This window comes from Pseudomonas sp. MPFS, from assembly GCF_022537035.1.
Classification (GTDB): Bacteria; Pseudomonadota; Gammaproteobacteria; order Pseudomonadales; family Pseudomonadaceae; genus Aquipseudomonas; species Aquipseudomonas sessilinigenes.
The window spans coordinates 1,508,155-1,526,562 of sequence record NZ_CP066123.1; the positions used below are offsets into that span (position 1 = coordinate 1,508,155).

General features: G+C 61.5%; 15 protein-coding genes. 11 read left to right on the plus strand and 4 right to left on the minus strand.

The genetic code is table 11. From position 1 onward, the window contains the following. Positions 1–306 precede the first annotated feature (306 nt). Positions 307–507, minus strand: coding sequence for a hypothetical protein (locus I9018_RS06890; protein ID WP_241110115.1), 201 nt, complete (start codon positions 505–507; stop codon positions 307–309). 656 nt (positions 508–1,163) lie between these two features. Between I9018_RS06890 and pcaR the strand changes: the two genes are divergently transcribed. The 9 genes from pcaR to pcaC all read left to right on the plus strand — a co-directional run bounded on the left by pcaR (position 1,164) and on the right by pcaC (position 10,617). Then, positions 1,164–2,006, plus strand: a complete 843-nt coding sequence (pcaR, locus tag I9018_RS06895; RefSeq protein WP_241109046.1) for a pca regulon transcriptional regulator PcaR — start codon at positions 1,164–1,166, stop codon at positions 2,004–2,006. Positions 2,007–2,120: 114 nt separating this feature from the next. Continuing rightward, positions 2,121–3,467: an MFS transporter gene (locus I9018_RS06900; protein ID WP_241109047.1), complete on the plus strand. Its 1,347-nt coding sequence runs from the start codon at positions 2,121–2,123 to the stop codon at positions 3,465–3,467. A 268-nt stretch (positions 3,468–3,735) separates the two neighbouring features. Continuing rightward, entirely contained in the window at positions 3,736–4,596 is an 861-nt protein-coding gene (locus tag I9018_RS06905; protein ID WP_068581988.1) for a CoA transferase subunit A, read from the plus strand. Further along, positions 4,593–5,372 (plus strand): CoA-transferase subunit beta, encoded by a 780-nt coding sequence (locus I9018_RS06910; protein ID WP_068581991.1) that lies wholly within the window; start codon positions 4,593–4,595, stop codon positions 5,370–5,372. Before I9018_RS06905 ends, I9018_RS06910 begins: the two co-directional genes overlap by 4 nt. After that, positions 5,369–6,574: a 3-oxoadipyl-CoA thiolase gene (pcaF, locus tag I9018_RS06915; RefSeq protein ID WP_241110116.1), complete on the plus strand. Its 1,206-nt coding sequence runs from the start codon at positions 5,369–5,371 to the stop codon at positions 6,572–6,574. The genes I9018_RS06910 and pcaF overlap by 4 nt, the downstream gene beginning before the upstream one ends. A gap of 114 nt (positions 6,575–6,688) precedes the next feature. Next, entirely contained in the window at positions 6,689–7,984 is a 1,296-nt protein-coding gene (locus I9018_RS06920) for an MFS family transporter (protein WP_241109048.1), read from the plus strand. Positions 7,985–8,032: 48 nt separating this feature from the next. Continuing rightward, positions 8,033–9,397: a 3-carboxy-cis,cis-muconate cycloisomerase gene (locus tag I9018_RS06925; protein WP_241109049.1), complete on the plus strand. Its 1,365-nt coding sequence runs from the start codon at positions 8,033–8,035 to the stop codon at positions 9,395–9,397. An 11-nt stretch (positions 9,398–9,408) separates the two neighbouring features. Then, positions 9,409–10,197, plus strand: coding sequence for a 3-oxoadipate enol-lactonase (pcaD, locus tag I9018_RS06930; protein WP_068582003.1), 789 nt, complete (start codon positions 9,409–9,411; stop codon positions 10,195–10,197). Between the two features lie 21 nt (positions 10,198–10,218). Further along, positions 10,219–10,617, plus strand: coding sequence for a 4-carboxymuconolactone decarboxylase (pcaC, locus tag I9018_RS06935; RefSeq protein WP_241109050.1), 399 nt, complete (start codon positions 10,219–10,221; stop codon positions 10,615–10,617). A 75-nt stretch (positions 10,618–10,692) separates the two neighbouring features. On the opposite strand, the gene adeC is transcribed toward pcaC, so the two are convergent. From adeC to emhA, 3 genes are read right to left on the minus strand one after another with little or no spacing between them, the layout of a single operon-like run. Next, positions 10,693–12,156 carry an AdeC/AdeK/OprM family multidrug efflux complex outer membrane factor gene (gene adeC / locus I9018_RS06940; protein WP_241109051.1) on the minus strand — a complete coding sequence of 488 codons (1,464 nt, stop codon included), beginning with the start codon at positions 12,154–12,156 and terminating at the stop codon, positions 10,693–10,695. Then, the gene (locus I9018_RS06945; protein WP_068582012.1) at positions 12,153–15,293 is read right to left on the minus strand and encodes an efflux RND transporter permease subunit; all 3,141 of its coding nucleotides are present in this window, start codon (positions 15,291–15,293) and stop codon (positions 12,153–12,155) included. The genes adeC and I9018_RS06945 overlap by 4 nt, the downstream gene beginning before the upstream one ends. Positions 15,294–15,296: 3 nt before the next feature. Continuing rightward, the gene (gene emhA / locus I9018_RS06950) at positions 15,297–16,454 is read right to left on the minus strand and encodes an efflux RND transporter periplasmic adaptor subunit EmhA (protein ID WP_068582014.1); all 1,158 of its coding nucleotides are present in this window, start codon (positions 16,452–16,454) and stop codon (positions 15,297–15,299) included. Positions 16,455–16,718: 264 nt separating this feature from the next. Here emhA and emhR point away from each other — a divergent pair, with 264 nt between their 5' ends. Both emhR and I9018_RS06960 read left to right on the plus strand, forming a co-directional pair. Further along, positions 16,719–17,351, plus strand: coding sequence for an efflux system transcriptional repressor EmhR (gene emhR, locus I9018_RS06955; protein WP_068582020.1), 633 nt, complete (start codon positions 16,719–16,721; stop codon positions 17,349–17,351). 162 nt (positions 17,352–17,513) lie between these two features. Continuing rightward, on the plus strand, positions 17,514–18,398 hold the full coding sequence (locus I9018_RS06960; RefSeq protein WP_241109052.1) for a DMT family transporter: 885 nt from the start codon (positions 17,514–17,516) through the stop codon (positions 18,396–18,398). Positions 18,399–18,408 lie beyond the last annotated feature (10 nt).

An 18,408-nucleotide genomic window follows, 5' to 3' on the forward strand; every position in this document is an offset into this window, starting at 1 on the left:
TGCTCACCGGTAACATTCTTCAACGAAAAAGCTGACCCAGGGCAGAGTTTTTTCCGATCCACACCAGAGGCCGCAACCCACTGATTTCACTGGGGGAGGGCGGGTTGAACGCAAGTCGGAGCCAGGTTTTCTCGAGGTTAAAACGTTTGTATGAAATTTCAGGGAAAGGGCTTGTCGGGTGCTGTCTCTCGCCAGGATGGAGCTAGACAGAGAGCGGCTCGGGGTGTTGAGCGTCGATGACTGGCCTGGCCGTCGAGATCATCGATCGGACCAGGAGCAAGCCCCAGGGGTGTCAGGCCGATAACGTCACGGTTGTTCGCTCTTGAGCTCTTTTTCCATCTTTTGCAGTTCTTGGCTGAAGGCTTGGTCGGCGATGCTTGCGCGTTTGCGCCAAGGTTTACGTTCAGGCTCTGGTTGGGCGGCATAAAGGGTGACTTCGCCACCGTAAACTTCCTTGTAACGTTGTTCCTGGCGCTCAAGTTCCGCGCGCAGTTCGTCTTTCGTCACAGTGTTACCTAATTGAGTAAAGGTCCATCCCGGTGTAACGCATGGCTGGGTACGGCTGTAAAGAACTTGGGCATCGCCCACTAGAGCTCCTTGCTCCTGGCTCTTTCGCTCGTACCTTCTTGTTGTATGCGGCTACGCCACCGGATGAAGACAACTGTCGTAGCAACAGTGTTGTTTGTTGCAGGCGAATGAACCGAATCTAGTTTAGGGTCAAGCGCTTGCATTCGGCGACCAACTAAAGCTTGAGGTCACCTGGGCGAGATATCGCAGAACTGATTCTGCACTCCACACTCGACTAGTATAGCTTTGCTAAAGAATAACTCTATGACTGAGAAGCTTAAAATAGCCAACTTTATTATGAGAGTTTTGTTACATAGAAGTGTAATGGTTGCTCAAAAAAGGAGCGCCTAGTGTCGGTTTGTACAAGTCCAAATGAAGTGAATCTACCGGTTACGGGTTACAAAAATGGCATTGCAGCGCATAGAGCTTCCACTGGCAGCGATGCGAGCCCATGAAGCAGGGATACCGTGCCCGAATCCATAGGCTACGATGAGCGCCCCATAGTTCGATAATCGCCCTGGGTCGCTGGCAAGAACTTGTACTGCATCTCCAATGCAGTTTGTAATACGGCAGAATTTCGCCGCACAGAGCCCGCCATGAACGACCAGATGCGCAACTCCTTCACCTCGGCGGCGCCGCCGATCGTAGCGTCCGCGGCGAAGAGGATTCAGGCATTTGCCGGTGATCCGGACTTCATGACCTCCCTGGCCCGGGGCCTGGCGGTGATACAGGCGTTCCAGGAGCGCAAGCGGCACCTGACGATTGCCCAGATCAGCCACCGTACGGAGATTCCCCGGGCAGCGGTGCGGCGTTGCCTGCACACCCTGATCAAGCTTGGCTATGCCACTACCGACGGGCGTACCTACTCGTTGTTGCCCAAGGTCCTGACCCTGGGCCACGCGTATCTGTCGTCCACGCCCCTGGCCGTGTCCGCGCAGCCTTACCTCGATCGCATGAGCGAGCAACTGCACGAAGCTTGCAACATGGCCACCCTGGAGGGGGATGACATCCTTTATATCGCTCGTTCGGCCACCACCCAGCGGCTGATTTCCGTCGACCTTTCGGTGGGCGGGCGGTTGCCAGCCTATTGCACCTCCATGGGTCGGATCCTGCTGGCTGCGCTGGATGACTCATCGTTGCGTGAGTACCTCGAGCGTGCCGATCTGCAAGCCAAGACCAGTCGTACCCTGCATACCCCAGAGGCCCTGCTCGAGTGTTTGCACCAGGTTCGCCAGCAGGGTTGGTGCATTGTCGATCAGGAACTGGAGCAAGGGCTGCGTTCTATCGCGGTGCCGGTGTACGACGCTTCGGGGCAGGTGCTGGCGGCGCTGAATGTCAGCACCCATGCTGCTCGGGTCAGCCATAGCGAACTGGAGCAACGTTTCCTGCCTGGCCTACTCAGCGCTAGTCGTGAGCTCAGTGCCCAGTTGTTCGCTTAAGTCGTTCGATAAACGCACGAATATGCCGTTGGTGAATTGACGCTGTTTCCCCTGGCTCTTTAATGTCGCTGCAGCGAGATGGGTGACCTGTGTTCCAGCCTGGAAACAATAACAATGAACCAGCCGCAATCCGTTGTAGGAAACTGCCTGGATGTGCAGTCCTTTATCAATAACCAGCCCTTGTCGCTGTATCAGTGGCGCGTGGTGCTGTTGTGTTTCCTGATTGTCTTCCTCGATGGCCTGGACACCGCGGCGATGGGCTTTATCGCCCCGGCGCTGTCCCTGGACTGGGGGATCGAGCGCGCCAGCCTTGGCCCAGTGATGAGCGCCGCATTGATCGGCATGGTATTCGGAGCCCTGGGCTCCGGTCCGCTGGCTGACCGTTTTGGGCGCAAGATGGTGCTGGTAGGCGCGGTGCTGCTATTTGGCGTCTTTAGCCTCGCCTCGGCCTATAGCACTAGCGTCGACCAGTTGCTGGTGCTGCGTTTTCTGACCGGGTTGGGGCTGGGGGCGGGAATGCCCAACGCCACGACGTTGCTTGCCGAGTACACCCCCGAACGCCACAAGTCGTTGTTGGTGACCGGCATGTTTTGCGGTTTCAACCTGGGCATGGCCGCTGGCGGATTCATTTCTGCCACATTGATCCCCGCCTTCGGTTGGCACAGCTTGCTGCTGGTGGGTGGCATCTTGCCGATCTTCCTGGCCCTGGTGCTGATGGTGTGGTTGCCGGAGTCGGCGCGTTACCTGGTGGTTCGCCATCATGCTCCCGACAAGGTGCGCAAGGCCCTGGCACCGATCGCTCCGTCCATGGTCCATCAGGCCGGCAGTTTCAGTGTGCCGGAACTGCAAACGGTCAAGGCGCGCAATGTCTTGGCCGTGATCTTTGGCGCGACCAGTGGCATCGGCACCTTGCTGCTGTGGCTGACTTATTTCATGGGGCTGGTGATTGTCTACCTGCTCACCAGCTGGTTGCCCACCTTGATGCGCGACAGCGGGGCGAGCATGGAGCAGTCAGCCTTCATCGGCGCCCTGTTCCAGTTGGGGGGCGTGCTCAGTGCGGTGCTGGTGGGGGGGGCGATGGATCGCTGTGATCCGCACCGGGTCATCGGTGCCTGCTACCTGCTGGCCGGGATCTTTGCTTATGCCGTCGGCCAGAGCCTGGGCAATATCACATTGCTCGCCACCTTGGTGCTGATCGCCGGGATGTGCGTCAACGGCGCGCAGTCGGCGATGCCATCCCTGGCCGCACGCTTCTATCCCACCCAGGGCCGGGCCACCGGAGTCTCGTGGATGCTGGGCATCGGTCGTTTCGGCGCCATCCTCGGAGCCTGGATGGGCGCGACCCTGTTGGGCCTGGGGTGGAGCTTCGAGCAAGTCCTGACGGCGCTGGTGGTTCCAGCAGTCCTGGCCACTGCCGCGGTCGTGATCAAGGGCCTGGTCAGCCGGGCTGATGCCACCTGAAATCCACCCTGGGCGATTGCAGGTGGCGCCTGGCCGCCGGGGAGGGTCATCGCGAGGGCAGGCGCCTGCCAGAGCCGACACACCTGTCCAGGACCCGGAATTCCCGTGCTGAAAGCGCAATCGATAGCTTTGCAAGAATATGTTCGATAATCGAACACTTAGTCGATTATCGGATTGTTCGACGTTTTTGCCCGGCTTAACCTTCAGCCACTGCCAGGCGCCACGGCGTCTTTTTCCAGTCGCTGGACACCAACCGGGAGAACCATCCATGGCTGCAATCCTCTCGCTACGCGAGGCCGTGAAGCAGTTCATCCACGACGGCGATACCGTCGCGCTTGAAGGCTTCACCCACCTGATCCCTACGGCCGCAGGCCATGAAATCATTCGCCAGGGCAAGCAGGACCTGACCCTGGTGCGGATGACCCCGGACCTGATCTACGACCAGTTGATCGGTGCCGGCTGTGCTCGCAAGCTGGTGTTCTCCTGGGGGGGGAATCCCGGAGTGGGGTCGCTGCACCGCCTGCGCGATGCCGTGGAGAAACACTGGCCGCGGCCATTGGAGATCGAAGAACACAGCCATGCCGACCTGGCCAACGCCTATGTCGCCGGTGCCTCGGGCTTGCCGTTCGCGGTGCTTCGCGCCTATGCCGGCTCCGACCTGCCCAAGGTCAATCCGCTGATCAAGAGCGTGACGTGCCCCTTTACTGGCGAGGTGCTGGCGGCAGTACCTTCGGTTCGTCCCGATGTCACGGTGATTCATGCCCAGAAGGCCGACCGCAAGGGCAATGTGTTGCTGTGGGGCATCCTCGGGGTACAGAAGGAAGCAGCCCTGGCGGCCAAGCGCTGCATTGTCACCGTCGAGGAAATCGTCGACGACCTGGCCGCGCCGATGAACGCCTGTGTGCTGCCGACCTGGGCCTTGAGCGCGGTCTGCCATGTGCCGGGCGGTGCTCATCCGTCCTACGCCCATGGTTACTCCGAGCGTGACAACCGTTTCTACCAGGCCTGGGACCCGATTGCCCGGGATCGCGAGACGTTCACCGCATGGATCGACCACTACATCCGCGGCACCGCCGACTTCAGTGAATTCCAGGCCAAGCTGGCCGCAGCCCCGGAGGCCAAGCAATGACCTACTCCACGAGTGAGATGATGACGGTCGCTGCGGCCCGGCGGTTGCAGAACGGCTCGGTGTGTTTCGTCGGTATCGGCCTGCCATCCAAGGCCGCCAACCTGGCGCGCCTGACTTCCTCGCCCGATGTGGTGCTGATCTATGAGTCTGGCCCCATCGGTGCCAAGCCCAGTGTCCTGCCGCTGTCCATTGGCGATGGCGAGCTGGCGGAGACCGCCGATACCGTGGTGCCCACCGGTGAGATTTTCCGCTACTGGCTGCAGGGTGGGCGGATCGACGTAGGATTTCTCGGTGCAGCCCAGGTCGACCGTTTCGGCAACATCAACACCACGGTGGTCGGTGACTACCACCAGCCCAAGGTTCGCCTGCCCGGGGCCGGTGGTGCTCCGGAGATCGCAGGCTCGGCAAAAAGCGTGCTGATCATCCTCAAGCAGTCCGCCCGTTCCTTCGTCGACAAACTGGACTTCGTGACTTCGGTCGGCCACGGCGAGGGCGGTGATTCACGCAAGCGCCTGGGGCTGCCGGGAGCCGGGCCGGTGGGGATCATCACCGACCTGTGCATCATGGAGCCTGAGGCCGATAGCAACGAGTTCATCGTCACCTCCCTGCACCCTGGGGTCACTCGCGAGCAGGTAACGGCCGCCACCGGCTGGGCCATTCGTTTCGCCGATGAAGTCGCCGAGACTGCCGCTCCCACCGCTCGCGAGCTGACGGCCTTGCGTGAGCTGGAGGCGCGCACCGCCCAGGCCCATGGCCAAGCCCCAGGAGAAGCCTGATGCGCGACGTATTCATCTGCGATGCCATTCGCACCCCCATCGGCCGCTTTGGCGGTGGTTTGTCGACTGTACGGGCCGATGACCTGGCGGCGCTGCCCATCAAGGCGCTCATGGAGCGCAATCCACAAGTGGACTGGAGTGCACTGGATGAAGTGTTCCTCGGTTGTGCCAACCAGGCTGGCGAGGACAATCGCAACGTGGCGCGCATGGCCCTGTTGCTCGCCGGCCTGCCCGACAGCGTACCGGGGGTGACCCTGAACCGCCTTTGTGCCTCGGGCATGGACGCCATCGGCACGGCGTTTCGCGCCATTGCCTGCGGTGAGATGGAGCTGGCCATCGCCGGCGGTGTCGAGTCCATGTCGCGCGCGCCCTTTGTCATGGGCAAGGCCGACAGTGCCTTTTCCCGCAGCATGCAGCTGGAGGACACCACCATCGGTTGGCGTTTCATCAATCCGCTGCTCAAGGCCCAGTACGGCGTGGATGCCATGCCGCAGACCGCCGACAACGTGGCAGACGACTATCGGGTCTCCCGGGCAGACCAGGACGCCTTCGCCTTGCGCAGCCAGCAACGTGCCGCTGCCGCCCAGGCCGCTGGCTTCTTCGCCGAGGAAATCGTTGCGGTGCGGATCGTCCACAAGAAGGGCGAGACGCTGTTGGCACAGGATGAGCATCCCCGCGCGGATACCAGCCTGGAGGCGTTGGGGCAGCTCAAGCCGATCAACGGGCCAGGCAAGACCGTCACCGCCGGCAATGCTTCTGGAGTCAACGACGGCGCTGCGGCGCTGATCCTGGCCTCTGCCGAGGCGGTGCACAAGCATGGCCTGACACCCAGGGCCAGGGTACTGGGCATGGCCAGTGCAGGAGTCGCGCCGCGGGTCATGGGCATCGGTCCGGTACCGGCGGTACGCAAGCTCACCGAGCGCCTGGGCCTGGCAGTCAATGCCTTCGACGTGATCGAGCTCAACGAGGCGTTCGCCAGCCAGGGCCTGGCGGTATTGCGTGAGTTGGGGCTGGCCGACGATGCGCCGCAGGTCAATCCCAATGGCGGGGCCATCGCCCTGGGGCATCCCTTGGGCATGAGCGGCGCGCGACTGGTACTGACGGCCCTGCATCAATTGGAGAAGACCGGCGGCAAGCGAGGCCTGGCCACCATGTGCGTGGGGGTGGGCCAAGGCCTGGCGCTGGCCATCGAGCGGGTTTGATGCGGTGCGTCAGTGGCCGCGGCAGCGGTTGCTGGCCGCTGTTCACTGATTGCGTGGAACGGGAATGTTGCCAAGTGTGTCTAGACTCACACTGTCCCCCATGAGTGAAAAGACATGACTACAACGACAAGTCACTACACCGCAGAGGAGCGCAGCAAAAGGATCTTTGCCATCGTCGGCGCTTCGTCCGGCAACCTGGTGGAATGGTTCGACTTCTATGTCTACGCCTTCTGCGCCATTTACTTTGCCCCGGCTTTCTTCCCTTCCGACGACCCTACGGTGCAGTTGCTCAATACCGCCGGGGTATTCGCCGCCGGGTTCCTGATGCGTCCGATAGGTGGTTGGTTGTTTGGCCGGGTCGCCGATCGCCATGGGCGCAAGAACTCGATGATGATCTCGGTCTTGATGATGTGCGCCGGTTCCCTGGTCATCGCCTTTTTGCCCACCTACGCCAGCATCGGTGCCTGGGCGCCGTTCCTGCTGCTGATGGCACGCCTGTTCCAGGGGTTGTCGGTGGGGGGCGAGTACGGCACCACTGCGACCTACATGAGTGAAGTGGCGCTCAAGGGCCAGCGTGGCTTCTTCGCCTCTTTCCAGTACGTGACCCTGATCGGTGGGCAATTGCTGGCGGTGCTGGTCCTGGTGATCATCCAGCAATTTCTCGACGAGGCTGAACTCAAGGCCTGGGGTTGGCGCATTCCGTTCGTGATCGGCGCCATTGCCGCGTTGATCTCGCTGCTATTGCGGCGTTCGCTGAAGGAAACCAGCAGCAGGGAAACCCGCGAGGACAAGGAAGCCGGCAGCGTTGCCGCCTTGTTCAAGCATCATTCGGCGGCGTTCATTACCGTTTTGGGGTACACCGCCGGCGGTTCGCTGATTTTCTATACCTTTACCACCTACATGCAGAAGTACCTGGTGAATACCGCCGGCATGCCGGCCAAGATGGCCAGCTATGTAATGACTGGCGCGCTGTTCCTGTACATGTGCATGCAGCCGTTGTTCGGCATGCTGGCGGATCGGATCGGCCGGCGTAACTCCATGCTCTGGTTCGGTGCTTTGGGCACGTTGTTCACGGTGCCGTTGCTGTTGAGCCTGAAGACCGTCAGCAGCCCGCTCCTGGCTTTCGTTCTGATCACCCTGGCCCTGGCCATCGTCAGTTTCTACACCTCAATCAGCGGTCTGGTGAAGGCCGAGATGTTTCCGCCACAGGTGCGGGCGCTGGGGGTAGGGCTGGCTTACGCGGTGGCCAATGCGATCTTCGGCGGCTCGGCGGAATGGGTGGCCCTGAATTTCAAGAACATGGGCATGGAGAACACCTTCTACTGGTACGTTACGGCGATGATGGCGATCGCCTTCCTGTTCAGTCTGCGATTGCCCAAGCAAGCCGCGTACCTGCACCACGATCTTTGACTGGCCAACCTGCACCGCTAAAGGGAGCAGGTTGCCAAAGGACTGTTTATGACCCCAGCTGCGAGCAACCAACTGTTCGATGCTTATTTCATTGCCCGGGAAATGCGCGGCGTGTTCTGCGACCAGGGGCGGGTCCAGGGCATGCTTGACTTCGAAGCCGGGCTGGCCCGGGCCGGAGTGCGGGCTGGGCTGGTTCCGGCCAGTGCGCTAGGGCCTATCGAGGCTGCCTGCCAAGCCGGCCTTTATGATCTTGAAGCCCTGGGCGAGGCCATCGCCACGGCCGGCAATCCGGCCATCCCCCTGGTCAAGGCCCTGGGCCAGCAGGTGGCGCAGCACAGTATCGAGGCCGAGCGTTATGTGCATCTGGGAGCCACCAGCCAGGACGCGATGGACAGTGGGCTGATCCTGCAATTACGCAGTGCCTTGTTCTTGCTGGAGCAGGACCTGCAGCGCCTGGGCGATGTGCTCGCTACCCAGGCCCAGCGCCATGCCCTGACCCCTCTGGCAGGCCGGACCTGGCTGCAACAGGCCACTCCGGTGACCCTGGGGATGAAGATCGCTGGTTGGCTGGGGGCGCTGACGCGCAGTCGCGAGCGCCTGCAACAACTCAAGCCGCGCCTTCTGGTGCTGCAGTTTGGCGGCGCCTCCGGCACCCTGGCGGCTTTGGGCGAGCAGGCACTGCCGGTGGCCCGGGCCCTGGCCGAGGGGTTGCAACTGCGCCTGCCGGAGCAGCCCTGGCACACCCAGCGCGACCGCCTGGTGGAGTTCGCCTCGGTATTAGGCTTGCTGGCCGGTAGCCTGGGCAAGTTGGGGCGGGACGTCAGCCTGTTGATGCAGACCGAAACTGCGGAAGTATTCGAGCCTGCGGCGGCGGGCAAGGGCGGTTCATCCACCATGCCCCATAAGCGCAATCCGGTGGGCTCGGCCGTGCTGATCAGCGCGGCGACCCGGATTCCCGGGTTACTGGCGACCCTGTTCAGTGCCATGCCCCAGGAGCATGAGCGCAGCCTGGGGTTATGGCATGCGGAATGGGAAACCCTTCCAGAGATCTGCTGCCTGGTTTCCGGCGCCTTGCGCCAGGGCCTGTTGTTGGTGGAAGGCCTGGAGGTGGATGGACAACGCATGGCTCGCAATCTGGAGCTGACCCAGGGATTGGTATTGGCCGAGGCGGTGAGTATCGCCCTGGCCCAACGGCTGGGGCGGGAGGCCGCCCATCATCTGCTGGAGCAGTGTTGCAGGCGTGCGGTGGCCGAACAGCGCCATCTGCGTGCGGTATTGGGCGACGATGAAAAGGTCGCCGCCGAACTGTCGGCGGCGGAACTGGATCGCCTCTTGGACCCGGCGCATTACCTGGGCCAGGCGCAAGCCTGGATCGAGTGCGCCGTGGCTGAACATTTTGCCTTTAAGGCCTGAAGGAGAAAGCCGTGGGATTCGTGAAACTCGCCGGGGGCGAACTGCACTATCAACTGGAAGGCCCGGCGCAGGCGCCGGTGCTGGTGTTGTCCAATTCCCTGGGTACCAACCTGCACATGTGGGACAAGCAGATGCCGATCTTCAGCCAGCACTGGCGGGTGCTGCGCATGGATACGCGGGGTCATGGCCGGTCCCTGGTCACCGATGGGCCCTACAGCATCGAGCAACTGGGGCGCGATGTCCTGGCCTTGCTCGATGCCCTGGATATCCCGCGAGCTCATTTTTGTGGCCTGTCCATGGGTGGGCTGATCGGCCAGTGGCTGGGGATCAACGCCGGTGAACGCCTGGACAAGCTGGTGGTGTGCAACACCGCCGCGAAGATCGCTGATCCTACGGTGTGGAACCCGCGGATCGAGACGGTCTTGCGTGACGGCCAGGCTGCGATGGTAGCCCTGCGGGATGCCTCCATCGCTCGCTGGTTCACTGCCGATTACGCCGAGGCCCATCCGGACCAGGCCAAGCTGATCACCGATATGCTGGCCGCCACCTCGCCCGAGGGCTATGCGGCCAACTGTGCGGCGGTGCGTGATGCCGACTTGCGCGAACAACTGGCGGCGATCAAGGTGCCGACCCTGGTGATCGCCGGCAGCGAGGATGCGGTGACTCCACCTGCCGGAGGGCGCTTTATCCAGCAGCAGGTAGCGGGTGCCGAGTACGCCGAGTTTCGTGCCGCGCACCTTTCCAATGTCCAGGCTGCCGATGCGTTCAGCGCTCGGGTCGTGGATTTCCTGCTGGCTTGAGATCGATCGAAGGAGCCTTGCATGGATGAGAAACAGCGTTATGCCGAAGGTCTGGAAGTACGGCGTGCGGTCTTGGGCGATGCCCATGTCGAGCGCAGCCTGGCGGCCCTGAGCGAGTTCAATTCGGAGTTCCAGGACATGATTACCCGCCATGCCTGGGGCGACATCTGGACCCGTCCGGGCTTACCACGACATACCCGCAGCCTGGTGACCATCGCCATGCTGATCGGCATGAATCGCAACGAGGAGCTCAAGCTGCACCTGCGGGCGGCTGCCAACAATGGTGTGAGCCGGGGGGAAATCAAGGAGGTGATCATGCAAAGCGCGATCTACTGCGGGATTCCTGCGGCCAACGCCACCTTTCACCTGGCCGAGTCAGTGTGGGACGAGTTGGGAGTGGAGTCTCGCCGGGCGCCTTAGGCGAGGGGGCGTGGCGTTCAGGTACAAACGAAAAACCCACCGTCAGGTGGGTTTTTCATGCAGCCAGGTCAGGCTTTAGAACAGGTGCAGCGCGGGGGCTTTCTTTTCCGCCGTTTGCTCGTTCTTCGCGGTCTGCTCGCTCCAACCGCCACCCAGGGCCTTGTACAGGTTGACCTCGCTGGTCAGCTGCGCCAGGCGATCGGTGATCAGCGCTTGTTGAGCACTGAACAGCGAGCGCTGGGCGTCGAGGAAGGTCAGGTTGCTGTCGACCCCGATGCGGTAGCGGCGCTCGGCCAGACGGTAGTAGTCCTGGTTGGCGCTGACGAAATCACGCTGGGCCTGCAACTGCTGGTTGTAGGTCTGGCGTGCGGCCAGGCCATCGGAGACTTCCTGGAAGGCGGTCTGGATGGACTTCTCGTACTGCGCGACGCTGATGTCCTTCTGGATCTTGGAGTAGTCCAGGCTGGCGCGCAGGCTGCCGGCGTTGAAGATCGGCAGGTTGATCTGCGGCTGGAACAACCAGGTACCCGAGCCGCCCTTGAACAGGCCGGAGAGATCCGGGCTCAGGCTGCCGGCGTTGGCCGTCAGGCTGATGCGCGGGAAGAATGCCGCGCGGGCCGCGCCGATATTGGCGTTGGCTGCCTTGAGCTTGTACTCGGCCTCGAGGATGTCCGGACGGCGTTGTAGCAATTCCGACGGCAGGCCCGCTGGCAGTTCGCTCAGCAGGTCGGCCGACAGCGGTTGCGAGGCTGACAGGTTGGCCGGGATCGCAGTGCCCAACAGCAGGGTCAGGCTGTTTTCATCCTGGGCCACCTGGCGGGTGTAGCGGGCCAGTTGCACCCGGGCGTTTTCCACTGAGGTACGCGACTGGCTCAGGTCCAGGGCGGAAGCCACGCCGACCTCGTTGCTGCGGGAAGTCAGGCGGTAGCTTTCTTCGTAGGTCGCCAGGGTTTCCTGGGTCAGCTTCAGCAGTTCCTTGTCGGCCTGCCAGGTGATGTAGGCGTTGGCAACGCTGGCCACCAGGCTGATCTGGGTGCTGCGCCGCGCTTCTTCAGTGGAGAAGTAGTTCTGCAGCGCTTGCTCGCTCAGGCTGCGCACGCGACCGAACAGGTCCAGCTCGTAGGCACTGATGCCCACGGTAGCCGAGTGCTGGCCGGTGATCCGGTCCTCTCCTTTCCCGTTTACCCGGGCCGGCGTGCGTTGGCGCTGGCCGCTGACGTTGGCGGAAACCGCGGGGAACAGGTCCGCCCGCTGGATCTGGTACTGCGCCGCATAGGCATCGATGTTCAGCGCCGCGACCTTCAGGTCGCGGTTGTTTTCCAGGGAAACCTGGATCAGCTGCTGCAGCGCCGGGTCATGGAAGAACTGCCGCCAGCCCTGTTCGGCGGCCGCCACGTTGGCGGCCTCCTTTGGCGAGTAGGCCGGGCCTTGGGGGAATTGCGCCGCCACCGGCGCGTCCGGGCGCTGATAATCCGGTATCAGCGAGCAACCACTTAGCGCGATGGCGGTGATTGCCAGGGAGAGTAGCGACTTGCTCATTGGCCAGCCTCATTAGAATTTTCAGTGGTTTCTGATTGGTCCGCTTTCCTGCGGCCCATGGACGACACGACGACGAAGAACAGCGGGACCCAGAAGATCGCCAGGATCGTCGCGGTAAGCATACCGCCAATTACACCGGTACCGATGGCATGCTGGCTACCGGCACCTGCACCACTGGAGGTGGCCAGGGGCACGACCCCGAGGACGAAGGCCAGGGAGGTCATGATGATCGGTCGCAGACGCATGCGGCAGGCTTCGACCGCGGCATCGATCAGAGAGCGTCCCTGCTCGTGCAGTTCCTTGGCGAACTCGACGATCAGGATGGCGTTCTTCGCCGCAAGGCCGATGGTCACCAACAGACCTACCTGGAAGTACACGTCGTTGGATAGGCCGCGCAGGCTGGTGGCCATCAGCGCACCGATGATCCCCAGTGGTACCACGAGCATGACCGCGATCGGAATCGACCAGCTTTCATACAGGGCCGCCAGGCACAGGAACACCATCAACAGGGACAAGGCGTACAGCGCTGGCGCCTGGGAACCCGAGAGGCGTTCCTCGTAGGACAGGCCGGTCCAGGAGATACCGACACCTGGCGGCAGCTTGGCGGCAATGGCCTCGACCTCGGCCATGGCTTCACCGGTGGTGTAGCCAGGAGCCGGGGCCCCGAGGATCTCCATGGCCTCCACACCGTTGTAACGGGCCAGCTTCGGCGAACCGTAGATCCACTCACCCTTGGCGAAGGACGAGAACGGCACCATGGTCCCGGCGCTGTTGCGCACGTACCACTTCTTCAGGTCCTCGGGGCTCATGCGCGCACCGGGTTGGCCCTGGATGTACACCTTCTTCACCCGACCGCGGTCGATGAAGTCGTTGACGTAGCTACTACCCAGGGCGATCGACAGGGTGTTGTTGATATCGCTGAGGGTCACGCCCAGGGCGCTGGCGCGCTCGTCGTCGATGGTCAGCTGGTATTGCGGCTCGTCGTTCAGGCCGTTCGGACGGACTTGGGACAGCACCTTGCTCTGGGCTGCCATGCCGAGGAACTGGTTGCGTGCAGCCATCAGTTTCTCGTGGCCGATACCGGCGCGGTCCTGGAGGAACACGTCGAAACCGGTGGCGTTACCCAACTCCAGTACCGCAGGCGGGGCGAAGGCAAACACCATCGCGTCGCGGAAACTGAAGAAGTGCATCTGCGCGCGTTGGGCCAGGTTGAACACGCTGTTTTGCGCAGAGCGCTCGCCCCATGGCTTGAGCATGATGAAGGCCATGCCGGAGCTCTGGCCGCGGCCGGCGAAGTTGAAGCCGTTCACGGTGAACACCGAGGCAACGGTGTCCTTTTCCTTGTCCAGCAGGTAGGAACGCATTTCGTCGACCACCACCTGGGTCCGCTCGGCACTGGAGCCGGCTGGCGTCTGTACCTGGGCGAACAGTACGCCCTGGTCTTCTTCCGGCAGGAACGCGGTCGGGATACGGGTGAACAGCCACATCATGCCCACCACGATCAGCAGGTAGGCCAGCAGGTACGGCGCCTTGTGCCGCAGGATGCTGGCGACGCCGCGCTCGTAGCGTTTTACGCTGTAGTCGAAGGTACGGTTGAACCAGCCGAAGAAGCCGCGCTTCTCGCCATGGCCTTCAGGGATGGCCTTGAGCATGGTGGCGCACAGGGCCGGGGTGAAGATCAGGGCTACCAGTACCGACAGGGCCATGGCCGAAACCACGGTGATCGAGAACTGCTTGTAGATCACGCCGGTGGAGCCGCTGAAGAACGCCATCGGCAGCAATACAGCCGACAGCACCAGGGCGATACCCACCAGGGCGCCCTGGATCTGGCCCATGGACTTCTTGGTCGCTTCCTTGGGCGACAGGCCTTCCTCCTGCATCACCCGCTCGACGTTCTCCACCACGACGATGGCGTCGTCCACCAGCAAGCCGATGGCCAGTACCATGCCGAACATGGTCAGGGTGTTGATGCTGAATCCGGCTGCCGCGAGGATGCCGAAGGTACCCAGCAGTACTACCGGAACCGTCATGGTGGTGATCACCGTGGCGCGGAAGTTCTGCAGGAACAGGAACATCACCAGGAACACCAGGACGATGGCCTCCACCAGCGTCTCGACCACGCTCTTGATCGATTCGGTCACCACCGGGGTGGTGTCGTACGGGAATACCACCTTCATGCCTTGCGGGAAGAAGGGTTCCAGATCGCTGATGGTCTTGCGCAGTGCTTTTGCGGTATCCAGGGCGTTGGCACCGTTGGCCAGCTTCACCGCCAGGCCGGAAGCCGGATTACCGTTGAACTGGGCGCTGATGGCGTAGTTCTCGCCACCCAGGGCCACATCTGCAACGTCACCCAGGCGTACCTGCGAACCATCCTTGTTGACCTTCAGCAGGATCGCCTTGAACTGCTCGGCAGTCTGCAGGCGGGTCTTGCCGATGATGGTGGCGTTCAGTTGCTGGCCAGGCATGGCAGGCAGGCCGCCGAGCTGGCCGGAGGACACTTGCACGTTCTGTGCGGCAACCGCGGTCTTCACATCCACCGGGGTCATGTTGAAGTTGTTCAACTTGGCCGGGTCGAGCCAGATACGCATGGCGTACTGGGCACCGAACACCTGGAAGTCACCGACGCCCGGGGTCCGGGAAATCGGGTCTTGCATGTTCGACACGATGTAGTTCGACAGGTCGTCCTTGGACATGCTGCCGTCCTCGGATACCACGCCGATCACCAGCAGGAAGTTCTTCACGGCCTTGGTCACGCGGATACCTTGTTGCTGCACTTCCTGGGGCAGCAGCGGGGTGGCCAGGTTCAGCTTGTTCTGTACCTGGACCTGCGCGGTGTCCGAGTTGGTGCCCTGCTCGAAGGTGGCAGTGATGGTCATGCTGCCGTCGGAGTTACTTTCCGAGGACACATAGCGCAGGTTGTCGATACCGTTGAGCTGTTGCTCGATCACCTGGACCACGGTGTCCTGCACGGTTTGTGCAGAAGCACCTGGGTAGGTCACGGAGATCGCGATCGATGGTGGTGCGATGCTCGGGTATTGGTTGATCGGTAGTTTGAGGATCGCTAGAGCCCCGACCAACATGATCACCAGGGCGATTACCCAGGCGAAGATCGGACGGTCGATAAAGAATTTCGACATGGTTTACTCCCCTTTGCCGCCTGCAGTCTTGTCAGTTGCCTGTGCAGGGGCCGGGTTCTTCGCAGGTACGTTGGTGGCTTCGCTGGCCTTGACTTCAATGCCCGGCTTGACGAACTGCAGGCCTTCGGTGATCAGGCGATCGCCGGCCTTCAGGCCGTCTTCAACCAGCCACTGGCTGCCGACCGTGCGGCTGGCCTTGAGCTGGCGCAGCTCGACCTTGTTGTCCGCACCCACTACCAGCGCGGTAGGGGCCCCCTTGAGGTCACGGGTCACGCCTTGCTGTGGCGCCAGGATCGCCGCGCTGTTCACCCCGGCTTGCAACTGGGCATGTACGAACATGCCAGGCAGCAGGGTGTGTTCCGGGTTCGGGAACACTGCACGCAGGGTCACCGAGCCGGTGGTCTCGTCCACCGAGACTTCGGAGAACTCCAGCTTGCCGTCGAGCTTGTACTGGCTGCCGTCTTCCAGGGTCAGCTTGACCTTGGCAGCGTTGTCGCCAACTTTCTGCAGGCGACCGCTTTCCAGCTCGCGCCGCAGCTCCAGCAACTCAACCGAGGACTGGGTGACATCGACGTAGATCGGATCCAACTGCTGGATCACTGCCATGGCAGTAGCCTGGCCGTTGCTCACCAGGGCGCCCTCGGTCACCGAGGAGCGGCCAATGCGGCCGGTCAGCGGCGACAGCACTTTGGTATAGCGCAGGTTGATCTGGGCGTTTTGCAGCGAGGCCTCGGACTGCAGGCGGTTGGCCACGGCAGTGTCGTATTCCTGGCGGCTCACGGCCTGTTCACTGACCAGTTGCTTGTAGCGATCGGAAATCGACTTGGTCGACTGCAGGTTCGCTTCGGCACTTTTCAGCGTGGCTTCATAGATCGATGGATCGATCTGATAAAGCTGCTGGCCTTCCTTCACATCACCGCCTTCCTTGAACAGGCGCTTGAGAATGATCCCGTTTACCTGTGGACGAACTTCAGCAATACGGAACGCAGTGGTCCGCCCCGGGAGTTCGGAGGTCAAGGTAAAGGCTTGTGGTTGCAAGGTGACGACGCCGACCTGAGGGGCTTGAGGGGCAGGGGCCGCCTCTTCCTTTTTACATCCGCTGAGCAGTGATGCCAGGGCGACGGCAGTGACCAGGGCGGTAACAGCTGGCTTGAATTGCATGAAGATCCTCGGGTCAGGCACGCAAGATGCGCACAAGAAAAGTGGAAGGATAAAAAGAATTGGCTGAGTGGATTAGTAGCTTGCTAATGAATATACTTACGTACATGGTTGTTTGTAAATACCTTAGCGGAGTACCCATCCGGTTACAAAAGCTCCCGCTGGTGTTGAATTGTAGGCTGGGTAAACGGCACCCGAGATGTCGTTCCATTTTATTCAGAAGGCCCTCGCGTATCGCTGGAGGGACCTGATCGAGGTTTTACTGCCATGGTCCGTCGTACCAAAGAGGAAGCTCAAGAAACCCGTGCCCAGATACTCGAAGCGGCCGAAAAGGCCTTTTACGAACGTGGCGTGGCGCGTACTACCCTGGCCGATATTGCGACGCTGGCAGGCGTGACGCGCGGGGCGATCTATTGGCACTTCAGTAATAAGGCCGACCTGGTGCAGGCCATGTTCGACAGCATGCGCGAACCCTTGAGCGAAATGGCGGCCGCCGGTGAAAATGTAGAAGAGTTGGATCCATTGGGTTGGATGCGCAAGCTGCTCATTCATCTGTTTCATCAAATAGCCCTGGACCCGAAAACCCGACGCATCAATGAAATTCTGTTTCATAAGTGTGAGTTCACCGATGAAATGTGCGACCTGCGTCGTCAGCGCCGTGCGGCCAGCCTGGAGTGCAACCTGCATATCGAACTGGTGCTGAGCAACGCAGTCAATCGCGGCCAGTTGCCGGAAAACCTCGATACAAGGCGGGCGGCTATCAGCATGCGGGCCTTTATCGATGGCATTCTCTACCAGTGGCTGTTGGCCCCGGACAGTTTTGCCCTGCATACCGAAGCGGAGCGCTGGATTGACATTGGACTCGACATGTTGCGCCTGAGTCCGAACCTTCGTCATTAAGACAAAATGCGTAATTGAATCTGGTTGTGTCAAGATTTATGACAAGGGAGTTCACTCTTGCTCTCGCCAGGTCGCGGCGGGGTGCTTTTATATACCGTGCCAGGCATATCTTGATAGATAGCGAGCTACGTATTTTGTAGGTAATTTGTTGCGGGTGTGTGAATGAGTGTGAGTCCTTCACCGTTCAACGACACAGAGCAGCCCCTGAAGGGGATTGTCCTGATTTGCCTGGCCGTCTTGCTTTTTGCCAGCCACGACACCCTGTCCAAGTACCTCTCGGCCTTTTACCCCATCGTCATGGTGGTATGGGCTCGCTATGTGGTGCATACCTTGCTGATGCTGGTGGTGTTCGTGCCGCGTAGCGGTTTTTCCGCGGTGGTGCGGACCAAGCGTCCCGGCTTGCAGTTTCTCCGGGCCTTGTGCCTGATCGGAACCAGCATGCTGTTCACCAATGGCCTGCGCTACATCCCCCTGGCCGAGGCTACCGCCGTCAACTTTCTCGCTCCCTTGCTGGTTACAGCCCTGTCCGTACCGTTGCTGGGCGAACGGGTCGGCCGTGGCCAATGGCTGGCCGTACTGGCCGGGTTTGTCGGGGTGCTGATCGTGGTGCGTCCCGGTGGCGCCTTGTTCACCCCGGCGATCCTGCTACCCCTGGGATCGGCTCTGTGCTTCGGTTTCTATCAATTGCTGACCCGCAAGCTCAGTGGCATCGACAGCCCGACCACCAGCAACTTCCTCACTGGAATCCTCAACAGCCTGATCATGAGCGCACTGCTGCCGTTCTTCTGGAGTACGCCGACGTTGCTCCATGGCCTGTTCATGATTGGCCTGGGCACTTGCGGCATGCTCGGCCACCTGCTGCTGACCCAGGCGTTCCGCCATGCTGCGCCCGCCATGCTGGCTCCCTTCAGTTACGGGCAGATCCTGTTTGCCGGGATGTACGGCTACCTGATCTTTGGCCATACCCCGGACAGCTATGGGCTCGTGGGGATCACGGTGATCTGCCTCAGCGGCCTGGCAGTGGCCTGGACCCAACGCAAGCGCTGAACCCGAGTCG